This window comes from Polaromonas sp. YR568, assembly GCF_943369415.1.
GTDB lineage: Bacteria > Pseudomonadota > Gammaproteobacteria > Burkholderiales > Burkholderiaceae_C > Polaromonas.
In genome coordinates this window covers 72499-95122 of record NZ_CALRNF020000005.1, presented here as the reverse complement: position 1 = coordinate 95122, position 22624 = coordinate 72499, and the positions used below count along the sequence as shown (strand labels likewise).

Annotated in this window: 19 protein-coding genes; 6 read left to right on the top strand and 13 right to left on the bottom strand. The window is 65.5% G+C overall.

Annotation, left to right across the window (positions count from 1 at the left end; all coding sequences use genetic code 11):
• Positions 1-25 precede the first annotated feature (25 nt).
• From ACLV74_RS05210 to ACLV74_RS05180, 7 genes are all read right to left on the bottom strand, one after another.
• Positions 26-682 carry an ABC transporter ATP-binding protein gene (locus ACLV74_RS05210; RefSeq protein WP_411878319.1) on the bottom strand — a complete coding sequence of 219 codons (657 nt, stop codon included), beginning with the start codon at positions 680-682 and terminating at the stop codon, positions 26-28.
• Positions 675-1433, bottom strand: coding sequence for an ABC transporter ATP-binding protein (locus ACLV74_RS05205; RefSeq protein WP_411878318.1), 759 nt, complete (start codon positions 1431-1433; stop codon positions 675-677). The genes ACLV74_RS05210 and ACLV74_RS05205 overlap by 8 nt, the downstream gene beginning before the upstream one ends.
• On the bottom strand, positions 1433-3316 hold the full coding sequence (locus ACLV74_RS05200) for an ABC transporter permease (protein WP_411878317.1): 1884 nt from the start codon (positions 3314-3316) through the stop codon (positions 1433-1435). The genes ACLV74_RS05205 and ACLV74_RS05200 overlap by 1 nt, the downstream gene beginning before the upstream one ends.
• A gap of 4 nt (positions 3317-3320) precedes the next feature.
• Positions 3321-4067 (bottom strand): nitroreductase, encoded by a 747-nt coding sequence (locus ACLV74_RS05195; RefSeq protein WP_411878316.1) that lies wholly within the window; start codon positions 4065-4067, stop codon positions 3321-3323.
• Positions 4064-4507 carry an acyl-CoA thioesterase gene (locus tag ACLV74_RS05190; RefSeq protein WP_411878315.1) on the bottom strand — a complete coding sequence of 148 codons (444 nt, stop codon included), beginning with the start codon at positions 4505-4507 and terminating at the stop codon, positions 4064-4066. The genes ACLV74_RS05195 and ACLV74_RS05190 overlap by 4 nt, the downstream gene beginning before the upstream one ends.
• On the bottom strand, positions 4470-5474 hold the full coding sequence (locus ACLV74_RS05185; RefSeq protein WP_411878314.1) for an NAD(P)H-binding protein: 1005 nt from the start codon (positions 5472-5474) through the stop codon (positions 4470-4472). Before ACLV74_RS05185 ends, ACLV74_RS05190 begins: the two co-directional genes overlap by 38 nt.
• Before the next feature lie 81 nt (positions 5475-5555).
• Complete coding sequence (locus ACLV74_RS05180) at positions 5556-6488, bottom strand: histone deacetylase (protein WP_411878313.1); 933 nt, start codon at positions 6486-6488, stop codon at positions 5556-5558.
• A 256-nt stretch (positions 6489-6744) separates the two neighbouring features.
• Here ACLV74_RS05180 and ACLV74_RS05175 point away from each other — a divergent pair, with 256 nt between their 5' ends.
• Complete coding sequence (locus ACLV74_RS05175; RefSeq protein WP_411878416.1) at positions 6745-7290, top strand: phasin family protein; 546 nt, start codon at positions 6745-6747, stop codon at positions 7288-7290.
• A gap of 177 nt (positions 7291-7467) precedes the next feature.
• Here the strand turns inward: ACLV74_RS05175 and ACLV74_RS05170 are convergent, their stop codons facing one another.
• Positions 7468-8442 (bottom strand): patatin-like phospholipase family protein, encoded by a 975-nt coding sequence (locus tag ACLV74_RS05170; protein WP_411878312.1) that lies wholly within the window; start codon positions 8440-8442, stop codon positions 7468-7470.
• Between the two features lie 38 nt (positions 8443-8480).
• Here ACLV74_RS05170 and ACLV74_RS05165 point away from each other — a divergent pair, with 38 nt between their 5' ends.
• The 3 genes from ACLV74_RS05165 to ggt all read left to right on the top strand — a co-directional run bounded on the left by ACLV74_RS05165 (position 8481) and on the right by ggt (position 12414).
• A complete protein-coding gene (locus ACLV74_RS05165; RefSeq protein ID WP_411878311.1) occupies positions 8481-9515 on the top strand; it encodes an extracellular solute-binding protein in 1035 nt (344 codons plus the stop codon).
• Between the two features lie 167 nt (positions 9516-9682).
• Entirely contained in the window at positions 9683-10450 is a 768-nt protein-coding gene (locus ACLV74_RS05160; protein WP_411878310.1) for a 3-hydroxyacyl-CoA dehydrogenase, read from the top strand.
• Between the two features lie 86 nt (positions 10451-10536).
• Positions 10537-12414: a gamma-glutamyltransferase gene (gene ggt, locus ACLV74_RS05155; RefSeq protein WP_411878309.1), complete on the top strand. Its 1878-nt coding sequence runs from the start codon at positions 10537-10539 to the stop codon at positions 12412-12414.
• 20 nt (positions 12415-12434) lie between these two features.
• On the opposite strand, the gene ACLV74_RS05150 is transcribed toward ggt, so the two are convergent.
• Positions 12435-13331, bottom strand: coding sequence for a YihY/virulence factor BrkB family protein (locus ACLV74_RS05150; protein WP_411878308.1), 897 nt, complete (start codon positions 13329-13331; stop codon positions 12435-12437).
• 177 nt (positions 13332-13508) lie between these two features.
• Here ACLV74_RS05150 and dnaG point away from each other — a divergent pair, with 177 nt between their 5' ends.
• On the top strand, positions 13509-15509 hold the full coding sequence (gene dnaG, locus ACLV74_RS05145) for a DNA primase (protein WP_411878307.1): 2001 nt from the start codon (positions 13509-13511) through the stop codon (positions 15507-15509).
• A 380-nt stretch (positions 15510-15889) separates the two neighbouring features.
• Positions 15890-18370 carry an RNA polymerase sigma factor RpoD gene (gene rpoD, locus ACLV74_RS05140; RefSeq protein ID WP_411878306.1) on the top strand — a complete coding sequence of 827 codons (2481 nt, stop codon included), beginning with the start codon at positions 15890-15892 and terminating at the stop codon, positions 18368-18370.
• Between the two features lie 65 nt (positions 18371-18435).
• Here rpoD and ACLV74_RS05135 read toward each other — a convergent pair whose 3' ends face one another.
• The 4 genes from ACLV74_RS05135 to ACLV74_RS05120 form a co-directional block, all read right to left on the bottom strand.
• Complete coding sequence (locus ACLV74_RS05135; protein WP_411878305.1) at positions 18436-19332, bottom strand: dienelactone hydrolase family protein; 897 nt, start codon at positions 19330-19332, stop codon at positions 18436-18438.
• A gap of 46 nt (positions 19333-19378) precedes the next feature.
• Complete coding sequence (locus tag ACLV74_RS05130; protein ID WP_411878304.1) at positions 19379-20473, bottom strand: aldose epimerase family protein; 1095 nt, start codon at positions 20471-20473, stop codon at positions 19379-19381.
• Entirely contained in the window at positions 20470-21438 is a 969-nt protein-coding gene (locus ACLV74_RS05125) for a TRAP transporter substrate-binding protein (protein ID WP_411878303.1), read from the bottom strand. Before ACLV74_RS05125 ends, ACLV74_RS05130 begins: the two co-directional genes overlap by 4 nt.
• Before the next feature lie 151 nt (positions 21439-21589).
• Positions 21590-22567: a Bug family tripartite tricarboxylate transporter substrate binding protein gene (locus ACLV74_RS05120; protein ID WP_411878302.1), complete on the bottom strand. Its 978-nt coding sequence runs from the start codon at positions 22565-22567 to the stop codon at positions 21590-21592.
• Positions 22568-22624: the final 57 nt, after the last annotated feature.

The following is a 22624-nucleotide window of genomic DNA, read 5'->3' as shown; positions in this document are numbered from 1 at the left end:
ACGGGGGAAAGAAGCAGGTCTTTCGTCACGAACCCCTGACTTTACCCGCAACCAGCAAAACCAGCCTGTCAGCACGGGCAGCCAGCAACTCGTTTTGCTCGGCGACCAGCAGGCCCAGGCCTTGCTGCCGCAGCGCCAGCAACGCATCGCGGATGGATTCCACCAGCACGGGTGCAATACCCTCGCAAGGTTCGTCGAGCAGCAGGATGCGCGGGCCCGTCATCAGCGTGCGGGCAATTGCCAGCATCTGCTGCTCGCCACCGCTCATCTGCGCGGCGCGGCGGCCCAGCATGGCCTTGAGCGCGGGGAACAAATCCAGCGCCCTGGCTTCCTGCGCCGCCATATCCCGGCCGGCCGCGATGCGCAGGTTCTCGCGCACGGTGAGTTCGGTGAACAGCCGGCGGTCTTCGGCGACATAGCCCAGGCCCGCCTGCGCGCGGCGGTGGGTGTCCCAGCGTTCAATCGCGGCCAGGCCTGCGCCCCGCGGGCCTGCCGGATCCCGGTAGCGGATGCGGCCTTCGGTGCGCACTTCCAGGCCCATCACGGATTTGAGCAGCGTGGACTTGCCGGCGCCGTTCAGGCCTTGCAGCACGACGAGCTCACCGGGCGCCACCTGCAGCGACACCCCGAACAGCGCCTGGGCCGGGCCATAAAAGGCATTGAGCTGGTCGACTTCAAGCATGGCTTGCCCCCTCGCCGCCCGCTTGGCCCAGGTAACGGCTGCGCACCACGGCGTCGCGTGAAATCTCGTCGAACGAACCCTGCGCGGCCAGCCGGCCTTCGATCAACACCAGCACGCGGTCAGCGACGCCAGCCACCGCGTCCATGTTGTGTTCGGTATAAAGCACGGCCATGCCCTGCCCCGCCAGGCGCTTCACGAGTTGCATGAGGTCGGCACGCTCAGGCCCGGCCAGGCCGGCTGCGGGTTCGTCGAGCAGCAGCAACCGCGGCTTGGCCGCCAAGGCCACGGCCAGTTCCAGCCGTTTCTTCGCGCCATAGGGAAGGCTCAAGGCGTCCTGCGCGGCAAGCAGCTGCAGGCCTGTTTGTTCCAGCAGCGCCATGGCCGGCTCGCGCGCCTGGCTGTCCAGGCGTTTGAAGGCGGAGACAGCCCGAAGGCCCAGGCGCGCCTGTATCGCCAGCTGCACGTTCTGCAGCACGGTCAGCGCTTCAAACACCTGGGCCACCTGAAAGGTACGCGCCACGCCCAGCCGCAACCGCGCCTGCGGGCTGAGCCCCTGCAGCGCCTGGCCGTCCCAGGCAATCTCGCCGCCCGTGAGCGGGTACTGGCCGGCGATGCAGGCGAAGGTGGTGGACTTGCCGGCGCCGTTGGGGCCTATCAAGGCCACGCACTGGCCGGGCAGCACGTCAAAGCTCACGCCGTCCACCGCGCGCAGTCCACCGAAATGTTTGACCAGTTGCTTGACCTGCAACATCAGATGGCCCTTTCAGGCCTGCGCCGCCGCAGGGCACCAAGCAGGCGCGGCAACAAAGCCAGCAGGCCGGAGGGCGAGGCCACCATGATCACCATGATGAAAACGCCCAGCAGTCCGCGCCAATAAGTCACTTCCCGGCCCAGCTCGGCCCCCGCGTAACTCAGCACGATGCTGCCCGCGACCGCGCCCCAGAGCTGGTGCACACCACCCAGCAACACCACCAGCAAGGCATCGACCGAGGTGGACACCGACGCGAGCGACGGGAACACCGCGCCCTTGTGCGCGGCGAACAGGCCGCCGGCCAGGCCCGCGAGCACCGCGCTTTCCACAAAGATGCGGTACTTGAGCCAGCCCACCGCCAGCCCGGAGGCCGAGGCGCGCAGCGGCGCATCGCGCAAGGCCTGCAGCGCGGCGCCCATCACCGAGCGGCCCAGGAAGCGCAGCGCCGCCACGGCCACCAGTGCCAGCACCACCAGCAAGGCGTAAAACACCGGCCGGCCTTCGTCGCCGACCAGCGTGAGCCCGATCAGGCCGTTGTCGCCGCCCGTGAAATCCACCCACTGCGTGGCGCCCGCCCAGATCACCTGCGCGAGCGCGAGCGACAGCATGGCCAGGTAAACGCCGCTGCTGCGCACCACGGCCGCGCCAAACACCGCGGCCACCACCATGGCCGCACCGCAGCCTGCCGCCAATGCCAGCGGAAGTGAGGCGCCCCAAAGGCTGTGCGACAAGGCCGCGCCGTAAGCGCCCAGCGCAAAGAAGGCGGCATGGCCAAAGCTGACCAGGCCGCCCAGCGCCATCATGGACTGCAGGCTGATGCCGAAGATCATGAGGATCAAGGCATCGGCCGCCAGCGCCTGCCAGTAAGGCCCGCCCGCCCAGGCCAGGCCGGCCAGCAGCACAAAGGCGGCGGTGATCACTGAAGACCCGGCCGCGCCCACGCCCAGCCCGCGAAATTTCTGGGCCGCCTCGCGCACGCCGCTGCCGGCCTCCTGCGCGGAGACCGCCTTGCCGTTGAGCCCCTGCGGCCGGAACACCAGCACCACGGCCATGGTCAGGAACACGACGACCAGCGTGGCCTGCGGAAACACGCTGATGCCGAAGGCATGGACCAGCCCGATCAGCAGCGCCGCCACAAAAGCGCCGCCTATGCTGCCCAGACCGCCTGTGACCACCACCACAAAGGTTTCCACGATCACGTTCATGTCCATCTGCAGGTGCGCGGGCTCGCGCGGCAATTGCAGCGCGCCGGCCAGGCCCGCCAACGCGCAGCCCAGTACCACGGCGCCCAGCATCAGCGGACGCGGGTTGACGCCGAGTGCCGCGAGCATGGAGCGGTCCTGCGTGGCGGCGCGCAGGCGCTGGCCGAAACGCGAGCGCCGCAGTAGCAGGTGCAGGCCCAGCCAGACCAGCGGGCCCAGCGCGATCATCGCCAGCTGGTAGACCGGGAAGAACTCGTCGCCTATCTGCACCGAGCCCTTGAGGCCCGGAAAGCGCGGCGCGAACACCTCGTCGGGACCGAAGCCCCACTGCATCGCGTCATGCATCGCCAGCGTGAGGCCGAAGGTGGCTACCAGCTGGTAAAGCTCGGGCGCGCCGCTCATGCGCCTCAGCAGCAAAAACTCAGCCACGGCCCCCGCCAGCCCGGCGCAGGCGGCGCCCATCAGGATCGCGAGAAGGTAGAGCGGCGCGCTCTCGCCCCAGGCCGGAAACCAGCGTGTGACCCAGTGCGCCGTGAACAGCGCGCCCAGCATGAAAAAACTGCCGTGCGCGAAGTTGACGATGCGCGTCACGCCGAAGATCAGCGTGAGGCCCGCCGCCATCAGGAACAGCGTGGTGGCGTAAGACAGTCCACCCAGCAGCTGGACCAGGGAAAACGTCATCCGCTCAGTCCAGCCAGGTCGTGAACTCAGCGGCAGGCACGCGCGGTGTGCGGAAGGTGTTCACCGGCGCCGTTTCATCGGCATAGCCCAGCGCCATGCCGCACACCAGCATTTCACCCTCACCCGCACCTATGTGCGGCAGGATGATTTTGGCGTAGCCGTTCCACGCGGCCTGGGGGCAGGTGTGCAGGCCCAGGCCGCGCGCGGCCAGCATGAGGGTCTGCATGAACATGCCGTAGTCCACCAGCGAGCCCCGGCCCATGACGCGGTCCAGCGTGAACATCAGGCCCACGGGCGCGTCGAAAAATGTGAAGTTGCGGTGGTGCTGCGCATGCATCCTGTCGTTGTCGCCTTTGACGATGCCCAGCAAGCCGTAAAGTGCCCAGCCGTTTGCGCGGCGCCGGTCTATATAAGGCGAGACCCACTTCTCGGGGTAGTAGTCGTATTCCTCTTTGTATTCAGCCGCCAGCGCGGGGTTGGCGTGCAGCGCGTCGTGGGCATCGCAGACCTTGCTGACGAGCGCATCGCGGCTCGCGCCCTGCAGCACATAGGCCTTCCAGGGCTGGGTGTTGGTGCCCGAAGGCGCACGGCTGGCGAGTTCCAGCAGGTGCGCGATGCTTTCACGCAGCACCGGCTTGGGCAGGAACTGGCGTATCGACTGGCGGCTCAGGATGGCTTCGTCCACCGCGTTGCGCGCATCGCCCGCCTGGCGCAGTGCAATGTAAGAAAGCACGGGGGGTGCCTGGGTCATCGGAGGGTCTCCAGTACGGATAGCAGTTCGGGTGGAAGCGGCGCCGGCCGGCGCGTGGCGCGGTCGACATAGACATGGATGAAGTGGCCCCGGGCAGCACACAGCTGGTTTTCATCACCGGGGAACAGCGCGACTTCGTAGCGCACACTGGAGGCGCCGATGTGCGCCACACGGATCCCCGCGACCACCGGCTCGGGGAAGGCCAGCGGCGCAAAGTAGTTGCATTGGGTCTCGATCACGAGGCCGATCACGCTGCCGGTGTGGATGTCGATGGCGCCGCGCTCAATCAACAGGCCGTTGACGGCGGTGTCGAACCAGCTGTAGTAGACGACGTTGTTGACGTGGCCATAGACGTCGTTGTCGGACCAGCGCGTGCCGATGTCGCGGAAAGCTTTGTAGGCGCTACGGGCTTCGGCTTGCGGTCGTGTCGGGGAGGTCATGAGGCCCTATTTTGCCAGCGCGGGCCGGGCCGGGTTCGCGGGGCGCTTTTGACCCGACGGCGTGAGGCTCCCGCCCCAGCAATTCAGGCAAGCGGTTGGGCGAGGGAATGTTGTCCCGCTGCAGCAAAATCCAGTGCCCGTACGAAAAGGGCGAAAAATGCGTGAGGTCGCAAGCGTGCGCGCCCAGGCGAGCCATCCAGTTGGGCAGGGGCAGCTGCAGCGCCCGGGTGCCGGTGCAGTCGGCGCGCAGTTCGCGCAAATATTCCGCATAGCCATAACGGCGCGTGCCGCCCAGCTCGACCTCGCGGTGAGCGGACAGCGAAGGAAAAGCCGCCAACGCGGCAAAGGCCAGCCCGAGATCGGCTGCCGTCATCGCCGCGATGCCGCCGCGCGCGCCGCGCGGAATGCCATGCACGGGAGAGCGCGACAGGCCGCGCAGCCAGCGCGCGCCGAAACCGCCCTCTCCGTCGAGCAGCGAGGGGCGCACGATGGCGTAGTCGCTTCCCGAGGCCGCGATGGCGCGCTCGCCGAGCAGCTTGCTGGACAGGAAGCGGCTTTTCGCGCCCTCGTGCAAACCCAGGGCCGAGGTGTGGATGAAGCGTATGCCCGCCTTGGCGCAGGCCAGGGCCAGCGCGGCAGGCGCGCGGTGGTGCACGTGCTCGTAGGATTCATTCGGCCGCTGGCGCAGGATGCCCACGCAGTTGACGACCACATTCACGTCTTTGAGCAGGGTCGCCCAGGCGTCGGGATGCAGCAACTGCTCGAACCGCGCCGGGCGCAGGGCCGCAAAGGGATAAGCGGCTTCGTGGCGCTCGGGATGGCGGCTGCCTATCGCGAGCTGCGCGCCGGCGGCATGCAGCGCGGCCACCGCATGGCGGCCGATAAAGCCGGTGCCGCCCAGGACCAGCACGCGCAAGGGGGAAGTTTTTTCGGCATCGCCGGAAACACGGGGAGTGGGCAGCGGCATGTTTTTGCTTCTTCTATGTCCAGGGGTCGCCGGAGCGAATCCCACGCAATGTAGCAGCAATCCATGGCGCGCCCTGACGGGCTACGGATTCCAGCGCGCCCAGTATTCAAGCGCCAGCGTGTAGGTGTTCATCTGCACCTGCACGGTCTCGTCGATGTTGACGCCGTAGCCGCCCGCCATGGAAAACGCCAGCGGGATGCGGCGCTGCCAGGCCCAGTCGAACACGCGCCGGTCGCGGGCCTCCAGGCCGTCGAAGCTCAGCGCCAGGCGGCCCAGCCGGTCGCCCACATACGGGTCGGCGCCGGCCAGGAAGAAGATCATGCCGGGCTCGAAGCGCCGCTCCAGTTCGTCGAGCGCATGCTCGAGCGCCTGCAGGTAGGCAGCGTCGCCGCAGCCGTCCGGCAGGTCCACGTCGAGGTCGCTGGCTTCCTTGCGAAACGGGAAATTCTTCTGGCCGTGCAGCGACAGCGTGAAGACGCTGGCATCGCCGGCGAAGATGCTGGCCGTGCCGTTGCCCTGGTGCACGTCCAGGTCAATGATGGCGACCTGCAATGGCTTTCGCCCATGGCGATGCTGCCGCGCCCACTCCGCCTGCATCAGCCTGGCGGCCACCGCCGCGTCGTTGAACACACAAAACCCGCCGCCCTTGTCCGCATAGGAATGGTGCGTGCCCCCGGCAAGGTTGGCCGCGACGCCCTCACCCGCCATGGCCACACGCGCCGCCGCCACGGTAGCGCCCGCCGAGCGGCGCGCGCGTTCTGCCATGCCCGGGCTCCAGGGAAAGCCGATCTCGCGCTGGGCGGCGGCCGGCAAGGTGCCGTGGGTGATCGCATCGATGTAGGCCGGCGTGTGGACCAGCGCGAGTTCGCCATCCGTCGCGGCGGGGGCTTGCGCCATGCGCACCTGCGGTCGCTCGTTCACGAGGCGGTCGCGCAACAGGCGGTATTTCGCCATCGGGAAGCGGTGGCCGGGCGGCAACGGCAAAACAAAGTTGTCGGCGTAGAAGGCTTGCAAGGTGCGTGGTTTTGAAAGAGATATGGGCCATTGTGGCCTCAAGCGCTCTGCGGCATTCCACCGGCCGGAGTAGGCCTTTTTCGGTACTTTCAAACGCCGTTTCAGGGCATTCGCTAGAGGTCGACCTCTAAAATGGTGCAGTGCAACATAAAAGGCTTGCAATGGTGCGCGCATTCCCTATACTTGGGCTTATGTTGCAGTGCAGCAATTCAGCGCAAAGCAACTATCGCCCCCTTACCTAAACTATCTGGAGATCATTATGCTGACCGCTGAACAAGTCCTCGCTTCCCACAAAGCCAACATCGAAACCCTGTTTGGCCTGACCCACAAAGCCTTCGAAGGCGTTGAAAAGCTGGTCGAGCTGAACGTGCAAGCCACCAAGGCCGCCCTGGCTGAAACCGCCAACCACACGCAAGCCGTCATGGGCGTCAAAGACGCGCAGGAACTCATGGCCCTGCAAGCCGGCCTGGTTCAGCCCCTGGCTGAAAAAACCGCCGCCTATAGCCGCCACCTGTATGACATCGCTTCGGCTGCTGGTGCAGACCTGGGCAAGACCTTTGAAGCCCAGACCGCTGATGCGCAGAAGAAATTCGTCGGCCTGGTCGACAACGCCGCCAAGAACGCTCCCGCCGGTTCTGAAACCGCCGTGGCTGTCCTGAAGAGCGCCGTCGCCGCAGCGAACAACGCATTCGAGTCGGTCCAGAAAGCCGTGAAGCAAGCCAGCGACATCGCTGAAGCCAACTTCAACACCGTCGCCGCCTCCGCCGTGAGCGCCACCAAGACCACCGCCAAAAAGCGTTGATCGCGGCGCCCCCCGGGCGCTCACGTTCATGGAGCCTGTTTCGCAGATCCTGTTTGACTGAACAGGGTTTCAAGCCAGTTGTCTCCTCGGGTCCTTTCCGAAATTCATTTTCACGGACCCCTTAAAGCCCGATCGCGAGATTGGGCTTTTTTTTGCCTGCGCGGAAGGCGGGGGCCGCTACTTCTGCGCCGAAACCGCCCCGGCCGCCAGCCTGGCCCTGAGCTGCGGCAGCGCCGCCAGCATCGCCGCCCGGCCCGCATCAATGGCGCGCTGCCGCGCCGAGAAGTCGGCGCTTTTCAGGCCCGTCAGCGAAGGCCGCACGACGACGTCGGCATCCTTGAGCTCGTACTGGTTGATGCTTTTGCCCATGATGGCAAAGGTCTGCAACAGGATTTGCAGGGTGTCGCCGGCGGGGTTGTTTTCCGGCGGGCTGGAGATGTCGACCGCGATCACCACGTCGGCGCCCATCTGCCGCGCAAAACGCACCGGCACCGGCGACACCAGGCCACCGTCCACATACTCGCGCCCGTTGATCTTGACCGGCAGGAACACCGCCGGCACCGCGCTCGACGCGCGCACCGCCGTTCCGGTGTCGCCGCGCTGGAACAGCACGGCCTGCCCGCTGTTGAGGTCGGTGGCGACGATGCCCAGCGGGATCGCCATGTTCTCCATGGTCCGGTTGGCCACCAGGTCGTTGACGTAGCGGGCCAGCGCGTCGCCGCGGAACATGCCGCGCCCGAAGATGGGCAGCATCCAGTCGGTGATGGCGACCTCCTCCATGTTGAGCGCGGTCTGCTGCAGCTGCGCACTGGTCTTGCCGCTGGCATACAGCGCCGCCACCAGGCTGCCGGCCGAGGTGCCGACCACCAGTTGCGGCTTGAGGCCGGCTTCCTCCAGCACGGCGATCACGCCCACATGCGCAAAGCCGCGCGCCGCGCCGCCGCCCAGCGCAAGGCCGATGCGCACCGGCTTCCTCGCAGCCTCCACCGGCGGCGTCACAAGGGGCGTGGCCGGGCCGGGCGGCGTCGTGGCACAACCGGCCAGCACCGACAGGACAAGCGCCAGGCAGGCGCCGGCCCGCCACCCGCGCGCCTTCGAAGGCTTGCGCGACGTAGGGGCTCTATCAGGAATGATTCTTATTTGCTCTATCATGGCCGGGCTTTAAAAATACCAGTTAGGAAGTGAAAGTTATGTTCAAGAAAGTGGTTCTCTCGTCGCTGCTGTTGCTGGCAGGCTTTGCATCCGCGCAGGAGCAGGTGGTCAACTTGTATTCTGCCCGCCATTACCAGACCGACGAAAAGCTCTACAGCGACTTCACCAAAGCCACCGGCATCAAGGTCAATCGCGTGGACGCCGACGACGCAGGCATCCTGGCCCGCCTGAAGGCCGAAGGCGCGGCCTCCCCGGCCGACGTGATCCTGCTGGTCGACGCGGCCCGCCTCTGGAAGGGCGACATGGACGGCCTGTTCAAACCCATCAAGTCGCCGGCCCTCGAAGCCGCCATTCCCGCCAAGCTGCGCGCCAGGGAAACCGCCGAAGGCACGACCTGGTTCGGTTTTTCGACACGCGCCCGCGTGGTGGTCTACGACAAGCTCAAGGTCAAGAAGGCCGACGTGGACACCTATGAAAAACTCGCCGACCCGAAGAACAAGGGCCTGCTGTGCACGCGCTCCGGCGCCCACCCCTACAACCTCTCACTCTTCGGCGCGGTGACCGAACACATGGGCGAGGCCAAGGCCGAGGAATGGCTCAAGGGCCTGGTGGCCAACATGGCGCGTGACCCCAAGGGCGGCGACAGCGACCAGATCAAGGCCGTGGCCAGCGGCGAATGCGGCATTGCGCTGACCAATACCTACTACCTGGCGCGCATCATGCGTTCCAAGGCACCGGAAGACATCGCCGTGGCCGACCGCGTCGGCGTGGTCTTCCCCAATCAGGCCAGCTGGGGCACGCATGTGAACATCGCCGGCGCGGCGGTCGCCAAAAACGCCAAGAACACGGCCAACGCCATCAAGTTCATGGAATACCTGGCCAGCCCGAGCGCGCAGGAATATTTCGCCAACGGCAACAACGAATGGCCGGCCGTGCCGGGCCTGGGCGTCAGCAACCCGGCCCTCAAAGCCATGAGCAACGGCAGCTTCAAGTCCGAAACCATCCCGATCAGCGCCGTAGGCAACAACCAGCTCAAGGTACAACAAATGCTGGACCGCGTCGGCTACAAATAAAGCCGGCGCCTTCTTTTGCGAAAGCCCGGCGGCCGAAAGGCGCCGGGCTTTTTTCATGCGCCATAATTGACGTTTACGTTAACGTCATGTCGCGTGCCTTCAAGCATGCGCGCCGTGCCTTCACGCAAGCCCTTTCAAAACTCCCTCACTCTTCATCAAGGAACACCATGGATATCGCAGGCAAAGTATTTATCGTCACCGGCGGCGCATCGGGCCTGGGTGAAGGCACGGCGCGCATGCTGGTGGCCAATGGCGCCAAGGTCGTCATCGCCGACATGCAGGCCGACAAGGGCGAAGCCATCGCCAAAGAGCTGGGCGCGGACAAAGCCGCCTTCGTCAAATGCGACGTGAGCCAGGAAGCCGACGGCCAGGCCGTGGTGTCCAAGGCGGTCGCCATGGGCAAGCTCATGGGCCTGGTGAACTGCGCCGGCATTGCGCCCGCCGAAAAAACCGTGGGCAAAAACGGCGCCCACAGCCTGGCGGTGTTCAGCAAGACGATCACCGTCAACCTGGTCGGCAGCTTCAACATGATCCGCCTGGCGGCCGACGCCATGTGCAAGAACGAACCCGAAGCCACCGGCGAGCGCGGCGTGCTGATTTCCACCGCCTCGGTAGCGGCCTATGACGGCCAGATCGGCCAGGCGGCCTACAGCGCCTCCAAGGGCGGCATCGTCGGCATGACGCTGCCCATCGCCCGCGACCTGGCCCGCAACGGCATCCGCAACATGACCATCGCCCCCGGCATCTTCGGCACGCCCATGCTCTTCGGCATGCCGCAGGAGGTGCAGGACTCGCTGGCCGCCGGCGTGCCGTTTCCGTCGCGCCTGGGCACGCCGCAGGACTATGCGCGCCTGGCCAAACACATCATCGAAAACGACATGCTCAACGGTGAAGTGATCCGCCTGGACGGCGCGATCCGCCTGGCTCCGCGCTGAGTTTCCAATGGCGTTGTGAAGCGGGAGGCCGCTCGGTATAGTGGGTTTCGACCCAAACCCCTATAACGACGTCCAAGGAGACTCCCATGAGACACGCCTTCCCGGCACTGGCAGCCACCGCGCTGCTGGCCGCCTGCGCCAGCAACCCCGCCTCTTTCACCTACCAGGTGCCCGCCGGCGAAGCCGCGCGCGGCACCAGCGTCAGCGCCATGCAGCCCGAAGGCGCGTCAGGCTTCACGCCCAAGCCGGGCTGGGCCACGAAAAAATTCGCCGTGGCCGCGGCCAACCCGCTGGCCACCGATGCGGGCTACCAGATCCTCAAGGCCGGCGGCTCGGCGGTGGATGCGGCGATTGCCGTGCAGATGGTGCTCACGCTGGTCGAGCCGCAATCCAGCGGCATAGGCGGCGGCGCCTTCCTGCTGCACTACAACGGCAAAACCGTCGAAGCCTTTGACGGCCGCGAGACCGCGCCGGCCGCAGCCGATGAAAAACTCTTCCTCGGCGCCGACGGCAAACCCATGGCCTTCTACGACGGCGTGGTCGGGGGCCGCTCGGTCGGTACGCCCGGCACGGTGCGCATGCTGGAGATGGCGCATCGGCAATACGGCAAGCTGCCCTGGGCGCAGCTGTTCGCGCCGGCCATCCAGCTGGCTGAGCAAGGCTTCAGGGTCAGCCCCCGCCTCAACACCCTGCTCAAGGACGAGAAGTACCTGGCCAAAAACGACGCGGTCGCCGCGGCCTATTTCTACAAGCCCGACGGCACGCCGGTCGACACCGGCAGCGTGTTGCGCAACCCGGCCCTGGCCGACGTGCTGCGCCAGATCGCGGCGGGCGGCTCCAAAGCGCTGCTCGAAGGCAAGGTGGCCGAAGCCATCGTCGGCAAGGTGCACGGCCATGCCGGCAACCCAGGCAAGCTCGCGATGAGCGACCTCGCCGGCTACCAGGCCAAAAAGCGCGATCCGATCTGCTCCGACTACAACGCCGGCGGCAAGGCCTACCGCCTGTGCGGCATGCCGCCGCCCAGCTCGGGTGCGATTGCCGTCGGACAGATCCTCGGCATCCTGAACAACACACCCGCCGCCACGCTGGGCCTGGTCACCGGCAGCGGCGGCGTTCCCGGAACGGTCGCGCCCACGCCTTCGGCCGACTGGCTGCATCTTTACACCGAGGCTTCGCGCCTGGCCTTTGCCGACCGCGGCCAGTACCTGGGCGACCCGGACTTTGTGCAGCCCCCGGGCGGCAGCTGGATGAGCTTGCTGGATCCGGCCTACCTCAGCGAGCGCGCCAGGCTGATACAGCCCACCGGCCCCAGCATGAAGACCGCGAGCCCCGGCGTGCCCGGTGCCGTCAAAACCGCCTATGCGCCTATGCCCGAGCAGGTCGAGCACGGCACCTCGCACATCAGCATCGTCGACGGCTACGGCGACGCGATTGCCATGACCACGACGATTGAGGACCAGTTCGGCTCACGCCTGATGACCGACGGCGGCACCGGCAAGGCCGGCGGCTTTTTGCTCAACAACGAACTCACCGACTTCAGCTTCGCGCCGGCGGACGCCGAAGGCAAGCCCGTGGCCAACCGCGTGCAGCCCGGCAAGCGCCCGCGCTCGTCGATGGCGCCCACGCTGGTGTTCGACAAAAACTCGGGCCAGCTCGTCATGAGCGGCGGCAGCCCCGGCGGCGCGCTCATCATCCACTTCACGGCCAAGACGCTCTACGGCACGCTGAACTGGGGCCTGAACGCCCAGCAAGCAATCGACCTGCCCAACTTCGCCTCGCTCAACGGCCCCTCCATCCTGGAGGAAAAGCGCTTTTCGCCGGCCACGGTCGAAGCGCTGAGAAGCCGCGGAGCCGAAGTGCGCGAGCAGGCCATGACCAGCGGCCTGCAGGCCATCCAGAAAACGCCAGAGGGCTTCTTCGGCGGCGCCGACCCGCGGCGTGAAGGCCTGGTACTGGGCGACTAGCCAGCCGCGGCCATGCGCGGCTAACCGAGCCGCATGGGCTTGGCCGGCTGGTCCTGCCGCGCAGTGCCCAGGCGCTCGTATTCCGAAATCACCTGCGCGCCCAGCAGCAGCAAGGTGGCGGCGACTTCCAGGCTTAGCAGTACCAGGATGGAGGTGGTGAGGGAGCCGTAGACCAGGCCCACCTGCGACAGCGTGGAGAAGTACCATACCAGCAGGTGGCGCGTGAGCTCCCACAGCAGCGCGGCGGTCACGCCGCCCAGCAACGCGTGCCGCCATTGCAGGCGGCCCACCGGCATCACCATGTACAGCGAGGTCAGCAGCAGCACCTCGCCCGCCAGGCCCAGCAGGTAGAGCAGCGCGCCGGAAAAACCGCTGAGCGACCATTCCAGCCCCAGGAAATCCACGCTTTTTTCACCGAGCGCCTGCAGGCTGCCGGACACCAGCGTCACCAGCAGCAAACCCAGGCCCACGGACACGATGTAGCAATAGGGCAAAACGGCGGACACCAGCAGGTGGCGGCGCCGTATCGCCACGCGGTGCAAAAAGATCACCGACATCGCGTTTTCCAGCACCGTGAATGCCAGCGAACTGAAAAACAGCATGGTGGCCAGCAAGACCCAGCCCATCAGCTCGCGGTGCGCCAGGAAGTTGGCCAGCTCCGACGTGATGAAACCGCCCTGGCCCGGCGCCAGCCAGCCGATGTAGCGCCCCAGCGCCTGCAGCAGCGCATCCTGGGCTATCACATGCGACAGCGCGATCGCGACGAGGATCAGCAGCGGCACGATGGACAGCAGCGCGTAGTACGCCACGGCGCCGGCCAGCAGCAGGCCCTGGTTGGCGCGAAAGCCCTTGAGCACCCGGAGCGCGAAGGCGCCGGGATGGGCCAGGACATAGGCAAGATTGGGGGCAAGCGTCATGGGTAGGCCCCGCTCCCGGGGCGGAAAGGAAAAACCCATTATGGGAAGCGCCAAGGCCCCCGCGCTGCCGCCGGATGCCGCCAATGCGTGTCAGCCCAGCGCCCATTCCCCTTCAGGGCTATAGGCGCCGGCGCCCCTAGCCGCAGGCGCGTGTGCTAAATTGACCCCCCTCCCCCCATGGCCATCCCACAAACATTCATCCAGGAATTGCTCGCGCGCGCCGACGTGGTGGACATCGTGGGCCGCTACGTGCAGCTCAAAAAGGGCGGCGCCAATTTCATGGGCCTGTGCCCCTTCCACGGCGAAAAATCCCCCTCCTTCAGCGTCAGCCCCTCCAAGCAGTTCTACCACTGCTTCGGCTGCGGCAAGAACGGCAACGCCATCAGCTTTTTGATGGAGCACGGCGGCATGACCTTCATCGAGGCCGTGAAGGACCTGGCCCAGCAATACGGCCTGCAGGTGCCCGAAGACGACGTCTCACCGCAGGACCGCGCCCGCGCCGCGCAGATGCGCGAGCAGCAGGCGACGCTCACCAGCGTGCTCGAAAAAGCCGGCATGGCCTACATCAAGGCCCTGCGCAACTCCGAGCGCGCCATCGACTACTTCAAGGGCCGCGGCGTCTCGGGCGAAGTCGCCAAGACATTCGGCCTCGGCTATGCGCCCGAAGGCTGGCGCAGCCTGGCCAGCGTCTTCCCCGACTACAACGACCCGCTGCTGGTCGAGAGCGGCCTGGTCATCACCGGCGAGCCCGGCGAGGAAAACCAGGCCGGCGAAGCCAAGCGCTACGACCGCTTTCGCGACCGGGTCATGTTCCCCATCCGCAACGTCAAGGGCGAGTGCATAGGCTTTGGCGGCCGCGTGCTGGGCGACGACAAGCCCAAATACCTCAATTCGCCCGAAACCCCGGTCTTCAGCAAGGGGCGCGAGCTCTACGGCCTGTTCGAGGCCCGCACCGCCCTGCGCGAGCACGGCTACGCCTTGGTCACCGAAGGCTATATGGACGTGGTGGCGCTGGCCCAGCTGGGCTTTGCCAATGCCGTGGCCACGCTGGGCACCGCCTGCACCGCCGACCACGTGCAAAAGCTGTTCCGCTTCACCGATTCGGTGGTCTTCAGCTTCGACGGCGACGGCGCCGGCCGCCGCGCCGCACGCAAGGCGCTGGACGCCGCCCTGCCCTTCGCCACCGACGTGCGCACCGTCAAGTTCCTGTTCCTGCCGGCCGAGCACGACCCCGACAGCTACATCCGCGAACACGGCAAGGAAGGTTTTGCCGCCTACGTCAGCAAGGCCGTGCCGCTGAGCCGCTTCCTGCTTGAAGCCGCCGCCGACGCCTGTGACCTGGACACGGCCGAGGGCCGCGCCCACATGGCCAGCAATGCCCGCCCCTTGTGGAACCTGATGCCCGACGGCGCCCTCAAGCGCCAGCTGCTGGCCGAGATCGCCGACAAGGTGCTGATCGACAGCCGCGAGTTGCTGCAGCTGTGGCAGCCGGCTTCCACCGGCTACAAGTCCGGCGGCAAGAACAGCGGCGGCCCGCGCGGCGCAGGCAAGGGCCACAGGCCCGAATCCGCGCCGGCCCCCGTGCACCACGCGGACATGCCCGATACCGGTGGCTACCCGCCGGATTACGAGGAGCGCGACTACAGCGCTTCCGAGCCGTCCGGGTATTTCCCGCCCTCATCGGCCTCGGGGCGCAGTTTTGGCGAGCGCAGCAACACCCGCACGCCGCGCCGCGTCGCCGGCCGCATGCTGCCCGCCAGCCGCGAAGACCGCGTGCTCAGGTTGCTGCTGACCGAGGCCCAGACCTGGGACCGGCTCAGCGCCGAAGAACACCATTTGCTGGTCGAGTTGCCCGAGCCCCACGGCCCGCTTTTCGTCTGGCTGGAGAGCCAGTTGCACGAACACGGACCCCAGCCCTGGGCCGCCTTGCGCGAAGGGCTGCGCGGCCATGCCTACGAAAGGCACGCCACGACGCAGATCGCGCAGATTCCCGAAGGCATCGAAAGCGACTGGACGGAAGTGCGCAGCATCCTGGACCAGCTGCTGCGCCTGCACCGCCAGCGCGAGATGAGCGAGCTGGCCACCCGGGCCGCGACAGACCCGGCCGCCCGCCAACGCTACATGGAGCTGGCCGCCAGCCTTAAAGCCGCGGCCGAGACACCCCGCCAAGCCCTGTAAAGCCAGCAAAAATACCCGTTTTTGGGAGGCGAAAAACCGCCCAAAAAACAGGCAACAGGGTATAATCCGATTTTCGACGGCAAGCGCGACAGCAGCACCTCCGGCCCGGCCACCCTGAAACGTCAGGGACTCAACAGATGAGACGGCCACTTTCCCCAGGGAATTCCGCAAGGACTGCACACCAAATGTTCGCCCAAACAGCTTGCCCGGAAAAATAAACCGACGATGCCTCCGGCATTGCCCGGCCTGTTTTTCCGCCCTCTCGTTCCTGACTCTGAATCCTTGTCACCGTGCCTGTGCTTTGTACAGGCGCCAAGGCGCATTTTTGTTTACTGGTAGCTGATAGATATTTAAAACAATTCCCGACAACTGGAGGTTCCATGCCTACTGCCAAGCCAACGAAGCCGAGCACGTCCAAGAAACCGCAAAGCGCGCAGCCCAAAGCCGCCGCAAAGCCCAAAGCCAAGGCAGCGCCCAAAGCCGCCGCGCGGCCCGTGGGCAAGCCTCCAGTCAAAGCAGCGGCCAAAGCCGCCGCAAAGCCTGCCGCCAAGGGCGGCAAGGTTGAAAAGCCGGGAAAACACGCCATATCTGTTAAACCCAGCAAACCCAATGCCCTGGTGAGCAAAGCCACCCTGAAAACCGCGAAATCCGCGATTTCCGATTTGCCCCTGAAGAAAGCCCCCGCCGTGCCGACCAAGTCCACCCCCGAAGCCAAGCCCCTTGCCGCCGCCGTCACCGACGTGCCCGTGAAAAAGAAACCCGGCCGCCCGCCCAAGAACCCGGCGGCCGACGGCAGCACGCCTGCCGCCACCACCGGCGCCAAGCGCGGCCGCAAGCCCAAGAGCGCCAGCGCAGCCCCCAAGGACGGCGAAGACCTCGACATGTCCGACATTGAGGACGACCTGGTCGGCGAGCCCGTTGCGGAAACGACCGAGAAGGTCAAGCCGCTGCGCATGAAGATCAGCAAGGCGAAGGAACGCGCGCTGATGAAGGAATTCGGCCTGGACGAAACCGTCCTCTCCGAAGAAGACATGCTCAAGCGCCGCCTGCGCCTGAAGACCCTGATCAAGCTCGGCAAAACCCGCGGCTACCTCACGCACGGCGAAATCTCCGACCACCTTCCCGACAAGCTGGTCGACGCTGAAACGCTGGAAGTCGTGGTCAACATGCTCAACGACATGGGCGTGGCCGTGTACGAGCAGGCCCCCGACGCCGAAACCCTGCTGCTGAACAACACCGGCCCCACGGTCGCGACCGAAGAGGAAGCCGAAGAAGAAGCCGAAGCGGCGCTCTCCACCGTCGACAGCGAATTCGGCCGCACCACCGACCCCGTCCGCATGTACATGCGTGAAATGGGCACGGTCGAACTGCTCACGCGCGAAGGTGAAATCGAAATCGCCAAGCGCATCGAGGGCGGCCTCATGAAGATGATGGAAGCCATCTCGGAAAGCCCCGCCACCATCGCTGAAATCATGCGCCTGGGCGAAGAAATCCGCGAAGGCAAGATCGTCATTTCCACCGTGGTCGACGGTTTTTCCAACCCCAACGAGGCCGACGACTATGTAGCCGAGGAAGACTTCGACGAATTCGATGAGGAAGACGACGACGACGGCAAGGGCGGCTCCAAGGCCCTGACCAAAAAGCTCGAAGAACTCAAGAAGGAAGCGCTCAGCCGCTTCGACAAGATCGCCACCCTGTTCGAGAAGGTGCACAAGACCTACGACAAGGAAGGCTACGGCACGCCCACTTACGTGAAGTCGCAAAAAGCCCTGAGCGACGAGCTGATGACCGTGCGCTTCACCGCCAAGACCATCGAAAAGCTCTGCGACATGCTGCGCGGCCAGGTGCTGGACGTGCGCAAGAAAGAGCGCGAACTGCGCCGCATCATCGTCGAGAAATGCGGCATGCCGCAGGAAGTCTTCATCAAGGACTTCCCGCCCAACCTGCTGAACCTGAAATGGGTTGAAAAACAGGTCGCCGCCGGCAAGCCCTGGTCCGTCGTCATGGCCCGCAACGTGCCGCCCATCCAGGAACTGCAGACCAAGCTGGGCGAACTGCAGGCCCGCGTGGTGGTACCGCTGGCCCAGCTCAAGGACATCAACAAGCGCATGAACGAGGGCGAGTCCAACTCGCGCGACGCCAAGAAAGAGATGATCGAGGCCAATTTGCGCCTGGTGATCTCCATCGCGAAAAAGTACACCAACCGCGGCCTGCAGTTCCTCGACTTGATCCAGGAAGGCAACATCGGCCTGATGAAAGCGGTCGACAAGTTCGAATACCGCCGCGGCTACAAGTTCTCGACCTATGCCACCTGGTGGATTCGCCAGGCGATCACGCGCTCCATCGCCGACCAGGCGCGGACCATCCGCATCCCGGTGCACATGATCGAAACCATCAACAAGATGAACCGCCTGTCGCGCCAGCACTTGCAGGAATTCGGCTTCGAGCCGGACGCCAGCATCCTGGCCGCCAAGATGGAGATTCCGGAAGACAAGATCCGCAAGATCATGAAGATCGCCAAAGAGCCGATCTCCATGGAAACGCCCATCGGCGACGACGACGACTCGCACCTGGGCGACTTCATCGAAGACAGCGCCAACACCGCGCCGCTGGAAGCCGCGATGCAGGCCGGCCTGCGCGACGTGGTCAAGGACATCCTCGACAGCCTGACGCCGCGCGAAGCCAAGGTGCTGCGCATGCGTTTCGGTATCGAAATGTCCACCGACCACACGCTGGAAGAAGTCGGCAAGCAGTTCGACGTGACGCGCGAGCGCATCCGCCAGATCGAAGCCAAGGCGCTGCGCAAGCTCAAGCACCCTTCGCGTTCGGACAAGCTGCGCAGCTTTATCGACACGCTGTAAAAAGCGCTTGCTCCTCAAAAGCCCGGCCCCGCAAGGCGCCGGGCTTTTTTACGTCCGAAGCAAGCTCAGGGGGCCGTCAGCCCCACCTTGCGCACAAAAGCATCCAGCGGCACCGACCACATCTTGCCGCCGTAGGTCAGCAGCGAATGCCCGTCATGCCCCGGCACGGGGCCGGTCTGGACGAACTGCGTGTCGCTGCCGCCGGCCCGGAAGGCCTCGTGCCATCCACGCGGCGCCTCGTCGCCCCAGAACTGGTCGTTCTCGGCATACAGCCACAGGTTGGGAACCTTGACCAGCCTGCCGAGTTCACCATAGGTCTTGCGCAGGTTCTCGGGCCCGCAGCTTTTGGTCGGTGAAGCCTCGGGGTTGCCGCCGGAGCCGCCCGCGAAATTGACGGCGCCGACGACGCCCGGCAGGTTGAGCGCGGCGACCGACACCGTGGTCATGCCGCCCACCGACTGCCCTTCCAGCAGCACCCTGTCCCTGCGCACCCAGGGCTGCTGCAGCGCCCATTGGTGCAGCGCAACCACCGTCTGGCCGGCATGGCTGGCCACGCGCGCGAAGTCGGGGTCGCCGGTGCAGACCTTGCCGCTCCAGCGGGTGCCGGAATCCTCCCTGTCGGCGCCGCCGGTCTCCCCGTAGCCCGGCCGCACCGCGGCGATCACGGCCACGCCTTTGCGCAGCCAGTAGTTCGCGTGGCCCACCAGCACCGGGTATTCAAGCCTGGCCCTGTCGACCCGCGACGGGGCCCGCCCATGGGAAAAAATCACCAGTGGAAACGGGCCTGGGCCCTCGGGCTTGTAGAGATGCGTGACGACTTCGAATTGTTTGCCGTCGATCAGCAGGGGCAGCTTGATGATTTGCGGCGGCACGCGCTCGGGCTGCTGCGCCCATGCGGACACGCCGGCCAGTTGTGCCGCCCAGACCAGCCCCACCATCCCTACCCATTTCCAGCTTCGCATGCTTGGCTCCTGCTTGTTGCCGGAGCATTCTGACACGCGAACTTGTTTATGGGGAAATGCTGAAGCGGTACAGCGTGCGGCCCTGGCGGCCCTGGCCAGGTTCATAAACAGCCGAAGGAAAGGCCGGCACATTGGGCGCGTTCGGATAGCCTTGCGGCTCAAAGCACAGGCTTTGCTGCTGCACATAGCGCCTGCCGCCCTTGCCCGGCCCGCCGGCCAGGGGCTCACCGGCCAGCATGCCGGTGTAAAACTGCATGGTCGGTTCGGTCGACCAGACTTCCATCACGCGTCCGCTGGCCGGCGCGCTCACGCGCGCACACAGCGCCAGCTCACCGGCTGCAGGATGGTCTATCGCAAAGCAGTCGTCGTAGCCGGCGACATCGCCCGCGGCGAGCGGATTGCGCACGCGCGTATCCAGCACAACCGGTTGCCGGAAATCAAAGGGCGTTCCTTCCACCGGCAGCAATTTTCCCGTGGCGGTCAGCTCAGCCGTCATCTCGAAGTAGCGGTTCGCGCGGATCATGACTTCATGCCCCAGCGCGTTGCCGCTTTGCATGCTCTTCAATCCTTCAAGATTGAAGAAAGCATGCGTGGTGAAATTGGCCACGGTAGGCGTGTCCAATGCCACGGCTTCGTAATCGAGCACCAGCTCGTTGTCCTCCGTCACGCTGTACATCAGGCGCAAGGCCAGCGTTCCGGGGAAACCTTCTTCCCCGTCGGCAAACACGTAGCGCATCTCCACGCTGGAGGGGTTGTTTTGCACCGCGTCAAATACCTGGAAGCGCGAACCCCTCAAGCCGCCGTGCAGGCAGTGCGGGCCGTTGTTGGCGGCCAGCTGGTGTTCGATTCCGCCCAGCATGAAGCGCGCGTTCTCTATGCGCCCGGCATAACGCCCGATAAACGCGCCGACGGAAGGCGCGCCGCCGACCACGCCTTCGATGCTCTCGTAGCCGAGCACCACATCGTCGAAATTTCCCTTGCGATCAGGCACCAGCACCTGCTCGATCTTGGCGCCGTAGTTGGTCACGCACACCGCCATGCCCCGGCGGTTGCGCAGCATGAACAGCCTCACGGGCTTGCCGTCGATCTCGCGCGCAAAGCGCGCCGGGTCCAGCAGCAGGGAAGCGTCCGGGATGCTCACTGGGAAATAATCGTCAACAGTTCTTCACGCGTGGTGGGGTCGGCCATGTACTTGCCGTACAGCGGCCCCATGCGCCTGACCATGGGCGATACGTCCTTGACCTTGACGAACTGCGAGCCCTGTTTGGTGGTGGTTTCCAGGGCCGCGGCCACGCGCTTGTTCCACAGCTCACGCATCAGGATGGCGGACTTGGCGCCGGCCTCGGTGAATGCGGCCTTGTCTTCCTTGCTGAGCCTGTCCCAGAGCTTGGTCGAGACGACCAGCGCTTCGGGCGAGATCACATGGTTGGTCACGTACACGTTCTTGGCCACCTTGTAGTGGCCGGTGGATTCATACGACGGCAAGTTGTTCTCGGCGCAGTCGACCTTGCCTTGCTGCAGCGCGTCCAGCACGTCCTTGAAGGGCAAGGCCACCGGCTTGGCTTCCAGCAGCTTGACCATCTCGATATAGATTTCGGACTGCTGCACGCGGATATTGGTGCCCGCCAGGTCGCGCAGGTTGTTTACAGGCTTGACGCAGTAAAACGAGCGGCCGCCGCCGTCATACCAGCCCAGCACGACAAAGCCCGCGGCCTTCAGGTTGGCCGCGAAGCGCTCGCCCAGCTTGCCGTCCAAGTGGCGGAACATGTGGGCGGAATCGGTGAACAGGAAGGGCAGGTTCAGCACCTTGATGCCGGGCACGGCGTCGGACAGCGGGCCCGAGCTGAACTCGGCCACGTCGACCTCGCCGCTCTTGAGCATCTGCACAGCCTTGGGCTGGTCGCCCAGCGAGGCGTTGTTGAATATCTCGATGTTGTAGCGGCCGCCGGTGCTCTTGGCGACCTGCTCGGCGAAGCTCTTCATGGCTTCGGACACCGGGTAGCCGTCGGGGTGGATGTTCCAGGCCCGCAGCTTGGCCTGGGCCATCGCGGTGCCCGCGCATAGCGCGAAGGAGAGGCATAAGAGCCCCTTGATGGATGTACGCATTTCTTGTCTCCTGGATAGGCGCGAAACGGCCGCCTCTGACGGACCGGCTCGGGTTGATCAGTGTTAAATCCCCGCACGGATATTCACACGGATGATTCGCCGGGATCAAAAAATATCCGGCGATATCACCATTAATTCACGCAAGGCTTATTCAGTCGAGCTTGATGTTCGCATCTGCAACAACCTTGGCCCAGCGGTTGCGTTCCTGGTTGAAGAATGCGTCCTGCTGCGCCGGCGCCATGGTCACCACTTCGGCGCCCTGCCCCGACAGCTTGGCGCGTATGTCCGGGCTGCGGATGATCTTGATCAGTTCGGTGTTCAGGCGGTTGATGACGGCCGCCGGCGTGCCGTTGGCGACCAGCAGGCCCTGCCAGGTGCCGGACTCGAAATCGGTGATGCCCTGCTCGGCCAGCGTCGGCACGTCGCCGATCAGCGGCATGCGCGTGCGCTTGGACACGCCCAGGATCTTGAGCTTGCCGCTCTGCACAAACGGCAGCGTGGCCAGCATGCCGTTCATCAGCACCTGGGTCTGCCCGGCGATCGTGTCGGTGACCGCCTGTGAGCCGCCCTTGTAGGGGATGTACTGCCACCTGGCCTTGCTGGCGCGCTCCACGGCCACGCCGGCCAGGTGCGGCGCGCTGCCCATGGCCGTCACCGCGAAGTTCAGGTTGGACTTCTGCGACAAGGCCACGAGCTCCTTGAGGTTGCTCACGGGCACCGAAGGATGCACCACCAGCAGGTGCGGCGAATACGCCAGCATGGTGACGCCGCGCAGGTCTTTCGAGGGGTCAAAGGCCAGCTTGGTGTAGACCGAAGGACTGATCGCCAGCGCGCCGGTGTCGCACAGCAGCAGCGTGTAGCCGTCGGGCGCGGACTTGGCGACGATGTCGGCGCCCAGGTTGCCGTTGGCGCCGGCCTTGTTGTCAACGATGACCGACTGCTTGAGCGCTTCGGACAAAGGCTGCGCAATGGCGCGCGCGATGATGTCCGAGGAACCGCCCGGCGGGTAAGGCACCACCAGGCGTATCGGTTTGGATGGCCATGCGGCCTGGGCGTTCGCGGTGCCGCTTGCGGCGCCAGCACCCAGGGCCAAAGAAGCCGCGATAAGTTCCCGTCGATTGATAGCCATGTCTGTCTCCTGAACGTTCTTAAAAACCCGGCCACATTGACCGCTGCGCCGGGAGCC

Excerpts from the sequence above, each read along its gene's own strand:
- ACLV74_RS05210 (WP_411878319.1), bottom strand. The coding sequence starts at position 682 with ATGCTTGAAGTCGACCAGCTCAATGCCTTTTATGGCCCGGCCCAGGCG.
- ACLV74_RS05205 (WP_411878318.1), bottom strand. The coding sequence starts at position 1,433 with ATGTTGCAGGTCAAGCAACTGGTCAAACATTTCGGTGGACTGCGCGCG.
- ACLV74_RS05200 (WP_411878317.1), bottom strand. The coding sequence starts at position 3,316 with ATGACGTTTTCCCTGGTCCAGCTGCTGGGTGGACTGTCTTACGCCACC.
- ACLV74_RS05195 (WP_411878316.1), bottom strand. The coding sequence starts at position 4,067 with ATGACCCAGGCACCCCCCGTGCTTTCTTACATTGCACTGCGCCAGGCG.
- ACLV74_RS05190 (WP_411878315.1), bottom strand. The coding sequence starts at position 4,507 with ATGACCTCCCCGACACGACCGCAAGCCGAAGCCCGTAGCGCCTACAAA.
- ACLV74_RS05185 (WP_411878314.1), bottom strand. The coding sequence starts at position 5,474 with ATGCCGCTGCCCACTCCCCGTGTTTCCGGCGATGCCGAAAAAACTTCC.
- ACLV74_RS05170 (WP_411878312.1), bottom strand. The coding sequence starts at position 8,442 with ATGATAGAGCAAATAAGAATCATTCCTGATAGAGCCCCTACGTCGCGC.
- ACLV74_RS05165 (WP_411878311.1), top strand. The coding sequence starts at position 8,481 with ATGTTCAAGAAAGTGGTTCTCTCGTCGCTGCTGTTGCTGGCAGGCTTT.
- ACLV74_RS05160 (WP_411878310.1), top strand. The coding sequence starts at position 9,683 with ATGGATATCGCAGGCAAAGTATTTATCGTCACCGGCGGCGCATCGGGC.
- ggt (WP_411878309.1), top strand. The coding sequence starts at position 10,537 with ATGAGACACGCCTTCCCGGCACTGGCAGCCACCGCGCTGCTGGCCGCC.
- ACLV74_RS05150 (WP_411878308.1), bottom strand. The coding sequence starts at position 13,331 with ATGACGCTTGCCCCCAATCTTGCCTATGTCCTGGCCCATCCCGGCGCC.
- dnaG (WP_411878307.1), top strand. The coding sequence starts at position 13,509 with ATGGCCATCCCACAAACATTCATCCAGGAATTGCTCGCGCGCGCCGAC.
- rpoD (WP_411878306.1), top strand. The coding sequence starts at position 15,890 with ATGCCTACTGCCAAGCCAACGAAGCCGAGCACGTCCAAGAAACCGCAA.
- ACLV74_RS05135 (WP_411878305.1), bottom strand. The coding sequence starts at position 19,332 with ATGCGAAGCTGGAAATGGGTAGGGATGGTGGGGCTGGTCTGGGCGGCA.
- ACLV74_RS05125 (WP_411878303.1), bottom strand. The coding sequence starts at position 21,438 with ATGCGTACATCCATCAAGGGGCTCTTATGCCTCTCCTTCGCGCTATGC.
- ACLV74_RS05120 (WP_411878302.1), bottom strand. The coding sequence starts at position 22,567 with ATGGCTATCAATCGACGGGAACTTATCGCGGCTTCTTTGGCCCTGGGT.